Raw genomic sequence first — 13246 nt, 5'->3', positions numbered from 1 at the left:
TGCATCTGCCCTAGAGAGTGATGATGAGGTTGCCGTAGCCATCGCCGCGTGCATGCGCGCCGGGGTCGATGACGGTGGTGGCGTCCAGTTGTTCGATGATCGCAGGCCCGCTCAGGCCTTCGGCGGGGATGTGCTCCCGTGCATAGATGGGCGTGTCCGTCCAGCCGGTCTCCGCGAACCACACTTGACGACGCCGTGGCGCGGCGGCCGCCGCGCCCGCGCTGCGCAGCGAGTCCAGCGATATGGCGTGGCGCTTGCCGACGAGGCTGGTGTCCAGCGTCACCAGCACGGGGCGCAACTCGGAAAGTTCAACCTGGAATCGCTGCCAGTAGGCGCGGGCGAAGGCCTCCTGCAACTGCGTGACCGTCGCGGCGCCGGCTTCGACGGCCACCGTCAACAGATGGCTTTGGCCCTGGAATTGCATCTGCGCGTGATGGAAGATCTCGATGCCGGAGACCGCGATGCCATCGCGTTCGATGGCGGCATGCCCCAGGGCGATCTGGTCGCGCAGGCAGGCTTGCAGATCGGCGTCGGTCAGATCCTTGAGCGGCCGGTTGAACGACTTGACGAAGTCATGCCGCACATCGGCCACCAGGCACCCCAGGGCGTTGGTCAGGCCCGGCCGCACGGGGATGAGCACGGTAGGGATGGCAAGCTCGCGCGCCAGCGCCACGGCGTGCAGCGGCCCCGCGCCGCCGAAGGCGAAGAGTGCGAAGTCACGGGGATCGTAGCCGCGCGCGAGGCTGACCAGGCGCACGGCGCCGGCCATGTTGTTGTTGCCGATCTGCAGGATGGCCGCGGCAGCTTGCACGGCATCCAGTCCCAGGGGGCGGCCGATGCTTTCCTCGATGCGCGCGGCCACTTCGTCCACCGTAACTGCGCGGTCCACGGCCAGCAGCCGGTCGGGGTCCAGGCGTCCAAGCACCAGATTGGCGTCGGTCAGTGTCGGCAGTTCGCCGCCGCGTCCATAGCAGATGGGGCCTGGGCGGGCGCCCGCGCTATCGGGGCCGACGCGCAGCAGGCCGCCGGCCTGCACCCGGGCAATGGAGCCGCCGCCCGCGCCGACGGTGTGGACATCGACCATGGGCACGTGCAGGGGCATGCCGTACTCGAGCTCCAGCTCGCTCGATACCTTGGGCACGCTGTTCTCGATGAGCGCGACGTCCGAAGACGTGCCGCCCATGTCATAGGTGATCAGGTTCGGGTAGCCGGACATCCGGCCGGAGTACGCCGCGGCCATGACGCCCGAGGCCGGTCCGGACATGACGGTATTGATGGCCGCGCGCGAGATGGTGCGCGCCGAGACGGTCCCGCCATTGCCCTGCATTACCAGAAGGTCGTTGCGAAAGCCCGCCGCAGTCAAGCTGCTCTGCAAGCGGTCGATGTAGCGGTCCAGGATAGGCTGGACCGAGGCGTTGACCGCGGCGGCGGTGCCGCGCTCGAACTCGCGGAACTCGGAAATGATGGCGTGGCCCGCGGTGATGTAGTCGTTCGGCCAATGCTGGCGCGCCAGTTCCAGGGCGCGCAACTCATGCGCAGGATTGGCATAGCTGTGCAGGAAATGTACGACCAGGGCCTCCGCGCCGCTCTGTGCCAGTTCCCGTACCCGGGCCACGAAGGCCTCTTCGTCCAGCGGGGTCAGCACATTGCCCTGGGCGTCCATGCGCTCGGCGACTTCGCGCCGCAGTTCGCGCGGAATGATGGGCACGAAACTGCCCGTCAGCCCATAGGCGTGCGGCCGCGTGCGCCGGCCCAGTTCGAGCACGTCGCGGAATCCATCGGTGGTGATCAGGCCGACTTTGGCGAGCTTGCGCTCCAGCACGGCGTTGGTAGTGGTGGTGGTGCCGTGGACGATACTGTCGACCTTTTCCAGGGGAACGTCGGTGCGGCGCAGCGCCTCGAGCACGCCGAAGGCCTGATTCTCCAGCGTACTGGGAACCTTGGAGATGCGCACCGCGCCGGATTCGTCATCCACCAGGATGAGGTCGGTAAAAGTGCCGCCTACGTCTATGCCTACGGTGACAGTCATGCCAGCACCTCTTCGCGGCGCAAGACATTGAGCGCATCGTGCGCGGTCTCGACGATCTGGGCGATGTCCTGATCTCGCATGGGCGAGGACAGGGCGATCAGGCCATAGCTGGCCATCAGGACGCCGCGGTTCAGCATTTCCCGGTTGAAGCGCGCCATGGCGCGCGCCTGCGCCGGGCTGGGGTAGGCATCCCGGTAGCTGGTCAGCTTGTCTGCCTTCAGATGCAGCTTGATCAGCGATCCCAGTCCGGTTGCCTGGCCGGCGATGCCGGCGTCGGCGAAAGCCTGGTTCAGCCCCTGCCGCAGCATGTCGCCGTGGCGGTCGAGTTGGGCGTAGACCGTATCATCCAGCAATTGCATGGCGGCAAGCCCGCTCACCATGCTGACGGGGTTGGCCGAGAAGGTGCCGCCGTGGGGCACCGCCGGACGGCCGGCGGTGGGATCGAAGACCTCCATCACGTCCGCGCGTCCGCCCACGCCTCCGACGGGAAATCCGCCGCCCATGATCTTGCCGACGGTAGTGAGGTCGGGGGTTACGCCCAGCCGCGATTGCGCGCCGCCGGGCGCCAGGCGCAGCGTGATGACTTCGTCGACGATCAGCAGGATGCCCAGTTCCGCCGTGACCCGGCGCAGCATGCGCAGGTACTCGGCGCTGGCCGGAATCAATCCGACCCGGTTGGGCAGCAGGTCTATCAGTACGCCCGCCAGGCTGGCGGCGTGCGCCCGCAGTAGGGCTTCGGTGGCCGGGCAGTCGTTGAAAGGCAGCACCACGACATCCGCCGTCACGCCCTGCGGCGTTCCCTGCGAGTGCGGGACCGAGGCGGGCGCGGCCGCGTCGCCCCAGTTCGCGGGGCTTGCGTCCAGGCTGGTCTCGGCGTGGTCGTAGGAACCGTGATAGGCCCCCTCCACCTTGGCGATTTTTGGCCGGCCGGTAAAGGCGCGGGCGGCCTTCAGCGCCATCATGACGGCTTCGGTGCCCGAGTTGGTGAAGCGGATGTGTTCGATGCCCGGCACGCGCTCGGCCAGCAGTTCGGCGAGAGCGATCTCGCTTTCGGTCGGCATGCCGAAGGCGGTGCCCAGGTCGATCTGGCGATGCGCCGCCGCGGCCAGCGCCGGGTGGGCATGGCCGTGGATAAGCGCCGTGAAGTTGTTGATGCAATCGATCAGCACATTGCCGTCGACGTCATGGACGCGGCAGCCGGCGCCGTGCGCGGCGTAGACGGGATAGGGCGACAGATAGACGGTCGTGCGGGTGTTGCCGCCGGGAAGGCTGCGTTTGGCGCGCGTGTGCAACGCCTGTGAACGGGAGGAAGGATCGGGGTACATGGTTTCTCTCAAGCAGGAATTAGCGGCCCAGGTAGGCATCCCGGACCCGCGGGTGTAGACGCAACGTCTCGGCGGTGTCGGTCAGCACGATGCTGCCGTTCTCGATGACATAGCCGCGGTTGGCCACGCCGAGCGCGAGCACGGTGTTTTGCTCGACCAGCAGGACGGTCATGCCGCCCTCATTGATGCGCGCGATGCGGGCATAGACTTCTTCGGCCAGCCGCGGCGCCAGGCCGAGCGACGGCTCATCCAGCAGGAGCAGGCGGGGGCGCGCCATCAGGGCGCGGCCGATCGCCAGCATTTGCTGTTCGCCGCCGGACAGGGACCAACCCAGCTGGGCGGCCCGTTCCTTCAGCCGCGGGAACAGGTCGTAGACGCGGTCGAAGTCGTCCCGGGTTCCGCCGCCGCGCACCGAGCCGCCGACTTCCAGGTTCTCCTTCACGGTAAGGCCCGGAAATATCCGCCGGCCTTCCGGGACATGGGCAATGCCCGCCTTTACGCGGCGCTGGATCGGCAAGGCGTCCAGGGAACCGCCGTCGAAATTCAGTTCGCCCGTCGTGGGGAGCAAGCCGGAGATTGCTCGCAAGAGCGTGGTCTTTCCAGCGCCGTTGACGCCGATCAACGCCACGGCTTCGCCGGCGCGAACGTCGAGATCGACGCCGCGCAAAGCCACGATGTCGCCGTAGGCCGCGCCCAGGTTTCTACACTGCAACATGCTGGTAGCCTCCTCCAAGATAGGCTTCGAGCACAGCGGGATCGGACTGCACCTCAGCGGGCGTGCCTTCGGCCAGCTTGGCGCCGAAGTTGAGCACTGCCACGTTCTCGGCCAGCCGCATCACCATGCCCATGTTGTGCTCGATCAGCACGACGGACAGCCGATGCTGTTCGCGCAGGCGCCGCAGCAGGTCCATCAGTTGCTCGACCTCGCCGGAATTGAGGCCCGCCGCCGGTTCGTCCAGCAGCAACAGCCGGGGGCGGGCCACCATGACCCTGGCCATTTCGACCAGGCGGCGGTTGCCATAGGAAAGCGAACCTATGCTGCGGTCGGCAAGCGTGTGCAAGTCGAACTGGCGCAGGGTTTCGTAGGCGGCTTCACGGGCGGCGCGCTCGCGTTCCCGGGTGGACCTGGGCCGCAGCAGCAGCGCGCTCAGCGAGCGCGGGTCCCGCATCGCGGCGCCCAGCATGACGTTTTCGAGGACGCTGAGGCGCGTGAACAGGCGGCCGCTTTGAAATATGCGGCCTATGCCCGCGTGGATGATCGCGTGCGTGGGCAGTCCCGTCAGCACCTTTCCGTCGAAGCTGACCTGGCCGGACGTGGGCGGAACCAGGCCTGTCATCACATTGAGCAAGGTGCTCTTGCCGGCGCCGTTCGGGCCGATGATGGCGTAGAACTGGTTGGCGCCGATCTCCAGGCTGACGTCCGACAGCGCCTGTACGCCGCCATAATGCTTGCTGATGTTCCGTACTTGCATGAGGCTCATGACAGGCTGCCTCCATGGACCACGCCGCGGCGGCTGCCGCGCTTGGCGCGCCGCCGGTAGGTGGCCGGGTCGATCAGGCTGATCAGGCCGCGGGGCAGCACGATCAGGATGGCCAGCACCAGAATGCCGAAAACCAGCAGATAGGCGTTGCCAACGCCGCGCAGCAGTTCGGGCAGCAGGGTCACGCTTACCGCGCCCAGGATCGCGCCGACGATGCTGCCTTCTCCACCCACGACCAGCATGGCCAGGTAGATGATGGAGTGGGAGAAGTTGAAGTCCTCGGGAGAAACAAAGCGGATGTGGAAGGCGAACAGGCAGCCAGCCACCCCCGCGTAGGCGGCGCCCAGCGTGAAGGCGGCGACCTTGACCTCGGTGACCGGCAGGCCGGTCATGGCGGAGGCCAGTTCGTCGTCGCGCACCGCCATCAGCGTGCGGCCCGCGTGGGAATGGCGGATGCGGGCGGCCAACAGCGCGAGCAAGGTCAGGACCGCCAGCGAGAACAGGTAGAAGCTGGCTTCGCTGTCGAGCGGGATCGTTCCGAGCGCAAGCGGCGCAATGCCGGATATGCCATTGGTTCCTCCCGTGATGTCGATCCAGTTGGATACGACGATGGTGAAGCTAACGTTCAGTCCCAGGGTCGCCAGCGCCAGGTAATGTCCCTTCAGGCGCAGCAGGATGCGGCCGGTGACATAGGCGATCAGGCAGGTGGCCGCGATGGCGAGCAGCGCCGCCAGCCAGGGATTCCAGCCGTGGGACGTGGTCAGCACGGCAACCAGGTAGGCGGCCACGCCCATGAAGGCCGCATGCGCGAGCGAGATGAGGCCGGCGTAGCCGAACACGAAGTTCAAGCCGATGACGGCGATGGCCGAGATGACGGCGGTATTGGCAAGGCGGTTGCCGTAGCCCTGCGTAAAGAGCGGCAAGGCGGCGGCCAGCGCCACGACAGCCAGGCCGTAGAGCAGATGGGATCGTTTCATGGTCAGCCCCGATCGGCGATGCGTTCGCCGAAGATGCCCTGCGGCCGCAGCAGCAGGAAGAGAATCATGATTCCAAAGGCCAGCAGGTCCTTGTAGGTGGAGGACAGGTACGCCGCGCCGAGGATTTCGATCAGGCCTACGACCAGTCCGCCCGCGATTGCACCGGGCACGCTGCCGAATCCGCCGATGATGGTGGCGGCGAAAGCCTTGAGCGCGACGGCATCGCCCATGTTGACGTCGGCGAACCACATGGGTCCCACCAGCAGGCCGGCAAAGCCCGCGAAGACGGCAGCCAGCAGCCAGGCAAATCCCAGCAGCAGGCGCACCGGCAAGCCCATCAGCCTGGCGGTTTCGACGTCCTGCGCCACCGCCCGCATCGAACGGCCGATGGAGGTGCGGTGCAGCAGCGCGTAGAGTCCGGCGATCAGTAGCAGCGTGATGACGATGGTGGCCAGGGCATGCACCGTGATGACGCCGCCGGCCAGGCTGACCGTGCCGTCGCCGAAAGGCGAGGGCATGCGGAAGGGCCAGGCGTCCCAGACCAGCAGGGCGCCGTTCTGCATGGCGATGCCGGCGGCGACCGTGCCGATGATGACCGTCACGACTGGTCGGTTCTGCAGCGGCAGGTGAACCAGGGCATAGAAGAGCAGGCCGAAGGCCGCCATCATCGCGATCGCGGCCGGATAAGCCAGGGCCGCGGGCCATTGCGCCTGGATGATGGTGCTGACCCCGAAGAAGGTGCCCAGCATGACGAACTGGCCGGCGGCGAAGTTCACCACGCTGGTGGCCGAATACACGATGACGAAGCCCAGCGCGGCCAGGGCGTAGACGCTGCCGAGCGCGACGCCGTTGACCAGCAGTTGGATCATTTCCTGCATGGAATTCCCCTTGTGGCGCGCGTCATGCTCAGTCGACCTTGATGGTGCTGATGAACTGCATGTCCTTGCCGCCCTTGGCGAACTTCACGATGGCGACATCGTGCACGCCGTTGCCTTTGGCATCGAAGCTGTAGACGTGCGAAACGCCCTGGTAGCCTTTGAGGTCCTTGAGATAGGCCTGGAGCTTTTGCGGATCGGCGCCGACGGCATTGATGGCCTGGGCCATCAGCATGGCGCCGTCGTAGTAAGCGGCGCCGTAGGGATCGGCGTCCATCGAGAAGCGCTGCTTGAAGCGTTCGGCGTAATTCTTGCCTTTGTCCGTCGCGGGCAGGTAGGTGTCGATCACGCCCCAGACGTTGTCCAGGTCGGATGCCGACAGCAGTTGCATCGCCGCGGGGACAAAGGCGGCCGACGAGGCCACCACGGGCTGCTTCAGGCCGAGCATCTTGATCTGGCGCAGCACCATCGCGCCGTCCTGGGGGTAGACGAAAGCCAGGATGACGTCGGCGCCCTTGTTCTTCAGGCTGAGGATCTGCGCCGACATGTCCTTGTCGTTCTGGCCATAGGCTTCCGTGCCGACGGGCGTGATGCCCTGGTCCTTCAGGAAGGCCGCAGCCGCGTTGGCGCCACCCTGGCCGAAATCGTTCTGGATGTAGAGGATGCCGGGCTTGGACAGCTTGAGCTCGTCCTTGACGAATCGCGCCATGGCGATGGCTGCCGTGCTGTCTTGCGGGCGGATGCGGAACATCCAGGGATTGCGCAGATCCGCGACCGCGTCGGCGCCGCCGGCGTACATCGCGGGAATGCCGGCCTTTGCCACTTCCGGCGCGACGGCCATGTTCTGGGTGCTGTAGCTGGTGAGAAAGGTGAAGGCGGGCTTGTTCTCCTGCGCCAGCTTCACATAGGCGTTCACAGCGGTGCCATTGGAAGCCTGGGCATCCTCGAAAACGAACTTGACCGGCTTTCCTTGCAGGCCGCCCGCCTTGTTGATGTCGTCCTCGGCCAGCTTGAGAGAGTTGAAGTACTGCTTGCCGGTCAGCGACAAGGGGCCGGTGAGGGGCACGGTGGCGCCTACGACCACGTTCTGGGCGCTGGCCGCGCTGGCAAGGCCAGCCAGGGCGATGGCCGGTATTACGCGGCGGGCGAAGGTGAGGATGTTTTTGACGGACATGTGCTGCGCTCCTGTAACGATCAACGTTGAAGGCGGGGCGGCTTTCCCCAGGGTTTTGGTCGCTCAGCCTTTATGGCTGAGTCGTCGTTCCGAAAATCGGTACAACGTTCCTTTTTTCGGTATAATAAAAAATAGCCGGCCTGGGCAGCAAGACCGGGTTTTCCCGGCATGGGCGTTCGGCCGCCCTACAATCCGCGTCCAAGGAGCGCCTATGAGCCAAGATTCCAAACTCCCCCCGCTAGAGCGCTACACCCGCATCCTCGAACTGCTCGCCTCCTTTCCCGATGGCCTTGCCCTCACGGAAATCGCGCGCATGCTGGCGCTGCCCAAGACCAGTGCGCATCGTCTGTTGGGCACCATGCAGGACTCGCAGTTGGTGGATCTGGCCGCAAGCACTTATGTGCTGGGCGCGCGAGTGAAGCGGCTGGCATACGCCAGCGCGGACACCGAATGGATCGGCGCGGCAGTGCGTCCGCACCTGGCGGACCTGGCGGCCGAGACCGACGAAACCTGCTACCTGGCGAAGCTGCATAGCGGCCACCAGGTGTCGTCCGTGCTGATGGAAGCGCCCGATACGCCCTGGCGCGGATTCGTGCTGCCCGGCAAGGGCATGGCGCCGCATGCCGCCGCATCGGCCAAAGCGATTCTTGCGTTCCAGGCGCCCGCGGTCATCGATGCCGCGCTGGCCGAGCCGCTGCCGCGCCTTACCGCGCATACGTGTGTGGACAGTGGCCGCATCAGGGAGGAGTACGCCCAGGTCCGCCGGCAAGGCTATGCAACTTGCATCGGGGAAATCGACGAGGGCCTGGCGGCGCTAGGCGTGCCGGTAAATCTGCCGCACCTGGGCGTGATCTACAGCCTGGGCGTAACGGGGCCGTTGCAGCGCTTGAAGTCCAAGAATCTCGCGGCGCTGGCGGCCATCATGCAGCGATACGCCGAACGGGTCGAGCTCGCGCTGGCAGCCGGTTACGCACGCCGGCCCTGAGACCACGGCGGCAAGCGCGCGCCGTCGCGCATGCCGCCATGCCTTGCGGGTTCATTGCCGCGGGAAACCCCAAGGCGTCGAGCGCCTTTGCTATGTCGAAATGCGCAGGGGCTGCGGCGCCTCGAACGTCCGGATCGCCGGCAAGACGCCGTCATGGCGTTCGATCTGTATGGTCGTCAGTTGCCCGCTGCATCCTTGCGCCAACGAGGATGTGCCGACATCGCGCGTCAGGATGTTGGGGTTGCCGTGGCCGCACAGCGTGACGTTGCCGTCGGCGTCGTGCACCGGGTCGTACCAGGCGCCGGTGGGCAGTTGCGCCACGCCTTGCATGATGCCGGTGCTGAGGGCGGCGCTTGCCAGGCAGGCGCCGCGTTCGTTGAACAGCCGCACGATATCGCCCTCGGCGATTCCGCGCGCGGCGGCATCCTGCGGGTGCAGCGTGCATACCTCGCGTCCTTGCCGCTTTTGTGACACGCTGTGCGCGCCGAAGTCGAACTGGCTGTGCAGACGCGTGGCCGGCTGGTTGGCCACCAGGTACAGGGGGTGTCTTGCCGTGGGCGCATATCGGGGAGGCAGCCATGCAGGGTGGCCGGGGCAATCCGCATAGCCGAAGCCGGCGATCGTTTCCGAACTGATCTGCACCTTGCCGGAGGGGGTGGGCAGGGGCTTGCCGGCCGGGTCGTTGCGAAACGCGCGCAGGATGCCGCCGTCGTCGTCTTGTTGCGGCAAGACCAGTTCTCCGCGTTCCCAGAAGGCGTCGAAGCTGGGCGCGTCCAGGCCTTTCTCCTGCAGGGCGGCGCGCGTCTTCTCGTAAAGATGGCGCAGCCATTCGCCGCTGTTGCGGCCTTCGGTGAAGGCCGCGCGCGCGCCCAGGCGCTCGGACAGGTCGGCGAAGATATCGTAGTCGTCGCGCGCCTGCCCATTGGGCGCGGCAATGCGGTGCATCGCCACCAGCAGCGGATCCGTGGGCGCGCCGCCGATGTCCTCGCGCTCCAGTGTCATCGTGCAGGGCAGCACGATGTCGGCATGGCGCGCGGTGGCCGTCCAGCCGATTTCATGGACGACGAAAGTGTCCAGCGTGGCGAAGGCCTGTGTCAGGCGCTTCAGGTCCTGGTGATGATGAAATGGATTGCCACCTGCCCAGTATGCCAGCCGGATATGCGGATACCGCATGCGCTTGCCGTTGTAGTCAAAGGGCTGGCCGGGATGCAGCAGCATGTCGGCAATGCGCGCGACTGGGATGAAGTCCTTGACCCCGTTCACGCCCTGCGGCAACGAGGCCACGGGCACCGCATTGCTGCGCTTGCCATAATGGGCCAAGGTGCCCAGCGCGTAGGCGTAGCCGCCGCCGGGCAAGCCCAGTTGGCCCAGCGCCGCCGCCAGCACGGCGGCCATCCAAACGGGCTGTTCGCCATGTTCGGCGCGCTGCAACGAATGGGCCACCGTCACCAGCACGCGTTTGCCGGGCAGCCTGCGCGCCATCTCGACAATCTTTGAGGCGGGCAGGCCGCAAAGCGCCGAGGCCCAGCCCGCATTCTTTGCATGCCCGTCGACACGGCCCAGCAGGTATGCTTCGAACTCATCCCAGCCCTCGCAGAACTCGGCCAGGAATGCCTTGTCGTGCCAGTCGTTGATGACCAGCTCATGCACCAGCGCCAGCATCAGCGCAACGTCTGTGCCGGGCACAGCCTGCACCCACTCGGCATGGGCATCCAGGGGAAAGTCGCTGGCCAAGGGGCTGATGTTGATAAAGCGGCAGCCGCGCGCCGCCGCCTGGCGCATCGATTCACGCTCGATGTGGCGGCTGATCCCGCCGCTGGCCACGCGCGAATTCTTCAGCGCCATGCCGCCAAAGGCCAACACCACGTCCGTGTGGGCAACGATCTGCTCCCAGGTGACGTTGCGCCGGGCCACATCGTCCATGCTGCCCAGGACATGAGGCAGGATCACGGCCGATGCGCCCGCGCTGTAGCTGTTGACCGATCGCACGTAGCCGCCCAGCGCGGTGTTCAGGAATCGATGCACCTGGCTTTGCGCGTGATGGAAGCGGCCCGCACTGGACCAGCCATATGAGCCGCCGAACACGGCTTGTGCGCCATGCGCGTTCTTGACGCGTTGCAGCTCCGCGGCAAGCAGGTCCAGCGCTTCGTCCCAGCCGACTTGCACATAGCCGTCGCGTTCCCGGCTGGCGTCCGGCCCCGGCCCCCGTTCCAGCCAGCCGCGCCGCACCATCGGCGCGGTAACGCGCACGGGGTGGTCCAGCGCGTTGGTGAAGTTCTGGATGAGCGGATTGGGGTCGGGGTCGCGGGGGTGCGGTTGCACGTTCAACACGCCATCTTTCCAGGCGGCGGAAAAAACTCCCCAGTGCGCGCTATGCGGTTTGGAGGGGGTGTCGGGACGGTCGGGCGAAGTGGTGGGGGCGTTCATCACGGTTTACGCATTGGGGCCGGTGGCGACCGGGGCGCCAGGTTGGGCGCTCCATTCGCTCCACGAGCCGGGGTACAGGGCCGCTTCCTTCAATCCTGCGACCTCCATGGCCAGCAAATTGTGGCATGCCGTCACCCCGGAACCGCATTGGTTGACGACATCGGCCGGCGCGCGGCCGTTCAAGTGGGACGCGAATGCCTCGCGCAGTCGGGCAGGCGCCAGAAAGCGCCCGTCGGGTCCCAGGTTGTCGCGAAAGAACCGGTTGCGAGCGCCGGGGATATGACCGCCCATCCGGTCCAGCGTTTCGTTTTCACCGCGATAGCGGTCGGGCGAGCGCGCATCCAGCACCAGGCAATCGCCTGTTTCGAGGGCCTGTCGCAGCTGCGCATAGTCCAGCGTGCGCTGCAGGCTGTCGCGAACCGGCAGGTCGCCGGCCGGGCGCTGCAAGGCGGGGTCGGAGGTCAGCGGATAGCCTGCGGTGGTCCACGCGCCTTGGCCGCCGTCCAGCACCGCCACGGCCTCATGTCCGATCCAGCGCAGCAGCCACCACAGGCGCGCGGCAAACATGCCGCCCGCATTGTCATAGGCAACCACCTGCGTCTGGCGGCCGACGCCCAGCACCGCCATCGAGCGCGCGAAACCGGCGCGGTCGGGCAAGGGGTGGCGGCCGTTGGCGCCGCTCTTGACGCCGCTCAACGTGTCGTCCAGATGCACGTAGGCCGCGCTTGGGATATGGCCGGCGTCATGGTGGCGCCGTCCCGCTTGCGCGTCGGTCAGGTCAAAGCCGCAATCCAGTACCACGACGTCGTCGCGTCGCGGTTGCGTCAACAGGCGGTGCAGGTCGCTCGCGCTGATCAAGGTGGCGTACATGTAGGGCTCCCTTTCAGGCGTGGCGCTTGGCCAGCGGGTGGGTGGTGTGCTGCGGCATTCGGCGATCTCCTGATTCGATGGCGGGCGGTGCGAGGCTATTGCCCTATCTGCTTGAGCAGGGCGGGGGTGGCGGCTTTGCGGTAATTGGCGATGTCGTCGACGATGTACTGCTTGAACTGGTCCATCGGCAAATCGTGTTCCATGGCGGCGTCCTTGCGGATGGCGTTCTGCACCGACGGCTCCTTCAAGGCGCGCGACAGGTTGTCGGACAGGGTCTTGACCACGGCGGGCGGCGTGCCCGCCGGCGCGGCCAGGCCGTACCACTGCGTCATCGTCATGTCGATGCCCAGCTCCTTGAAGGTGGGCACGTCCGGCAGGATCGGGCTGCGCTTGCTGCCGGTCAGGGCAAGCACGCGCAACTGGTCTTGCTGCACCTGCGGCACCAAGGGCGACGCGGTGGCGAAGAACATATCGATCTGACCGCCCATCATGTCGGTGATGGCCGGGCCAGACCCTTTGTACGGCACGTGCAGCAGCTTCAGGTGGCCCAGTTCCTTGATGGTTTCCATGCCAATGTGGGCGGCGCCGCCCGTGCCGGTGGACGCGAAGGTCAACTCCTTTTCCTTGGCGGTCTGAAGCACTTCCTGGGCCGTCTTAAAGCGCGACTGCGTGGCAACGAACAGGCCGTGCGGCGCTTCCAGGATCAGGCCGATAGGCGCGAAGTCCTCCGGCACCTTGTACGGCAGAGTCTTGGGTTTCAAGGCGGGCGACACCGCCAGGTTGCCGCTCATGGCCAGCAGGATCGTGTAGCCGTCGGGAGGCGCCTTGGCGACGAGCCCGGCGGCGATATTGCCGCCCGCGCCCGGCCGGTTTTCAACGATGACGGTCTGGCCGATCTCTTTGCCCAGGGCGGTTGCGATCAGGCGTCCATACAGATCGCCGCCGCCGCCCGGGGGAAAGCCCACCACCAGCGTGATGGGGCGCTCGGGGAACGCAGCCTGCGCCACGCCGCCAGCCAAGGCGGCCAGGCCCAGCCCCGTTGCCACCGCGGCGCGTGCGCCGAATCGCCGGACGAGCCGGCCTGCGGAAAAATTGCCCATTGC

Annotated in this window: 11 protein-coding genes; 1 reads left to right on the top strand and 10 read right to left on the bottom strand. The window is 66.6% G+C overall.

All coding sequences use genetic code 11. From position 1 onward, the window contains the following. Positions 1-10: 10 nt before the first annotated feature. Genes HWY37_RS29040 through HWY37_RS29010 form a run of 7 tightly spaced genes read right to left on the bottom strand, consistent with a single transcriptional unit; the run spans position 11 to position 7861 of the window. Positions 11-2029: a hydantoinase/oxoprolinase family protein gene (locus tag HWY37_RS29040; protein ID WP_176090390.1), complete on the bottom strand. Its 2019-nt coding sequence runs from the start codon at positions 2027-2029 to the stop codon at positions 11-13. Next, on the bottom strand, positions 2026-3354 hold the full coding sequence (locus tag HWY37_RS29035) for an aspartate aminotransferase family protein (protein ID WP_176090389.1): 1329 nt from the start codon (positions 3352-3354) through the stop codon (positions 2026-2028). Before HWY37_RS29035 ends, HWY37_RS29040 begins: the two co-directional genes overlap by 4 nt. Positions 3355-3373: 19 nt before the next feature. Then, positions 3374-4069: an ABC transporter ATP-binding protein gene (locus tag HWY37_RS29030; RefSeq protein ID WP_175206041.1), complete on the bottom strand. Its 696-nt coding sequence runs from the start codon at positions 4067-4069 to the stop codon at positions 3374-3376. Continuing rightward, positions 4056-4835 carry an ABC transporter ATP-binding protein gene (locus tag HWY37_RS29025; RefSeq protein ID WP_175206042.1) on the bottom strand — a complete coding sequence of 260 codons (780 nt, stop codon included), beginning with the start codon at positions 4833-4835 and terminating at the stop codon, positions 4056-4058. The genes HWY37_RS29030 and HWY37_RS29025 overlap by 14 nt, the downstream gene beginning before the upstream one ends. After that, positions 4832-5812 carry a branched-chain amino acid ABC transporter permease gene (locus HWY37_RS29020; protein WP_176090388.1) on the bottom strand — a complete coding sequence of 327 codons (981 nt, stop codon included), beginning with the start codon at positions 5810-5812 and terminating at the stop codon, positions 4832-4834. Before HWY37_RS29020 ends, HWY37_RS29025 begins: the two co-directional genes overlap by 4 nt. Positions 5813-5814: 2 nt before the next feature. Beyond that, positions 5815-6690: a branched-chain amino acid ABC transporter permease gene (locus HWY37_RS29015; RefSeq protein WP_175206044.1), complete on the bottom strand. Its 876-nt coding sequence runs from the start codon at positions 6688-6690 to the stop codon at positions 5815-5817. Between the two features lie 28 nt (positions 6691-6718). Continuing rightward, positions 6719-7861, bottom strand: coding sequence for an ABC transporter substrate-binding protein (locus tag HWY37_RS29010; protein ID WP_176090387.1), 1143 nt, complete (start codon positions 7859-7861; stop codon positions 6719-6721). Positions 7862-8072: 211 nt separating this feature from the next. Here HWY37_RS29010 and HWY37_RS29005 point away from each other — a divergent pair, with 211 nt between their 5' ends. Continuing rightward, positions 8073-8846 (top strand): IclR family transcriptional regulator, encoded by a 774-nt coding sequence (locus HWY37_RS29005; protein WP_176090386.1) that lies wholly within the window; start codon positions 8073-8075, stop codon positions 8844-8846. Between the two features lie 90 nt (positions 8847-8936). On the opposite strand, the gene HWY37_RS29000 is transcribed toward HWY37_RS29005, so the two are convergent. The 3 genes from HWY37_RS29000 to HWY37_RS28990 form a co-directional block, all read right to left on the bottom strand. Continuing rightward, a complete protein-coding gene (locus HWY37_RS29000) occupies positions 8937-11273 on the bottom strand; it encodes a molybdopterin guanine dinucleotide-containing S/N-oxide reductase (RefSeq protein WP_176090385.1) in 2337 nt (778 codons plus the stop codon). Between the two features lie 6 nt (positions 11274-11279). Further along, positions 11280-12143, bottom strand: a complete 864-nt coding sequence (locus tag HWY37_RS28995; RefSeq protein ID WP_175206047.1) for a sulfurtransferase — start codon at positions 12141-12143, stop codon at positions 11280-11282. A gap of 95 nt (positions 12144-12238) precedes the next feature. Continuing rightward, a complete protein-coding gene (locus HWY37_RS28990) occupies positions 12239-13243 on the bottom strand; it encodes a Bug family tripartite tricarboxylate transporter substrate binding protein (RefSeq protein WP_175206048.1) in 1005 nt (334 codons plus the stop codon). Between the last annotated feature and the right edge of the window lie 3 nt (positions 13244-13246).

Origin of the sequence: Achromobacter anxifer, from assembly GCF_903652925.1 — a bacterium.
In the GTDB taxonomy this organism is placed as follows: Bacteria; Pseudomonadota; Gammaproteobacteria; order Burkholderiales; family Burkholderiaceae_B; genus Achromobacter; species Achromobacter anxifer.
Note: the sequence above shows the minus strand (reverse complement) of the source record. Positions and strands in the feature narration are given on the sequence as shown.

Coding starts and splice junctions, on each gene's coding strand:
- HWY37_RS28995 (WP_175206047.1), bottom strand. CDS start 12,143: ATGTACGCCACCTTGATCAGCGCGAGCGACCTGCACCGCCTGTTGACG.
- HWY37_RS29000 (WP_176090385.1), bottom strand. CDS start 11,273: ATGAACGCCCCCACCACTTCGCCCGACCGTCCCGACACCCCCTCCAAA.
- HWY37_RS29025 (WP_175206042.1), bottom strand. CDS start 4,835: ATGAGCCTCATGCAAGTACGGAACATCAGCAAGCATTATGGCGGCGTA.
- HWY37_RS29020 (WP_176090388.1), bottom strand. CDS start 5,812: ATGAAACGATCCCATCTGCTCTACGGCCTGGCTGTCGTGGCGCTGGCC.
- HWY37_RS29035 (WP_176090389.1), bottom strand. CDS start 3,354: ATGTACCCCGATCCTTCCTCCCGTTCACAGGCGTTGCACACGCGCGCC.
- HWY37_RS29015 (WP_175206044.1), bottom strand. CDS start 6,690: ATGCAGGAAATGATCCAACTGCTGGTCAACGGCGTCGCGCTCGGCAGC.
- HWY37_RS29010 (WP_176090387.1), bottom strand. CDS start 7,861: ATGTCCGTCAAAAACATCCTCACCTTCGCCCGCCGCGTAATACCGGCC.
- HWY37_RS29005 (WP_176090386.1), top strand. CDS start 8,073: ATGAGCCAAGATTCCAAACTCCCCCCGCTAGAGCGCTACACCCGCATC.
- HWY37_RS29040 (WP_176090390.1), bottom strand. CDS start 2,029: ATGACTGTCACCGTAGGCATAGACGTAGGCGGCACTTTTACCGACCTC.
- HWY37_RS29030 (WP_175206041.1), bottom strand. CDS start 4,069: ATGTTGCAGTGTAGAAACCTGGGCGCGGCCTACGGCGACATCGTGGCT.
- HWY37_RS28990 (WP_175206048.1), bottom strand. CDS start 13,243: ATGGGCAATTTTTCCGCAGGCCGGCTCGTCCGGCGATTCGGCGCACGC.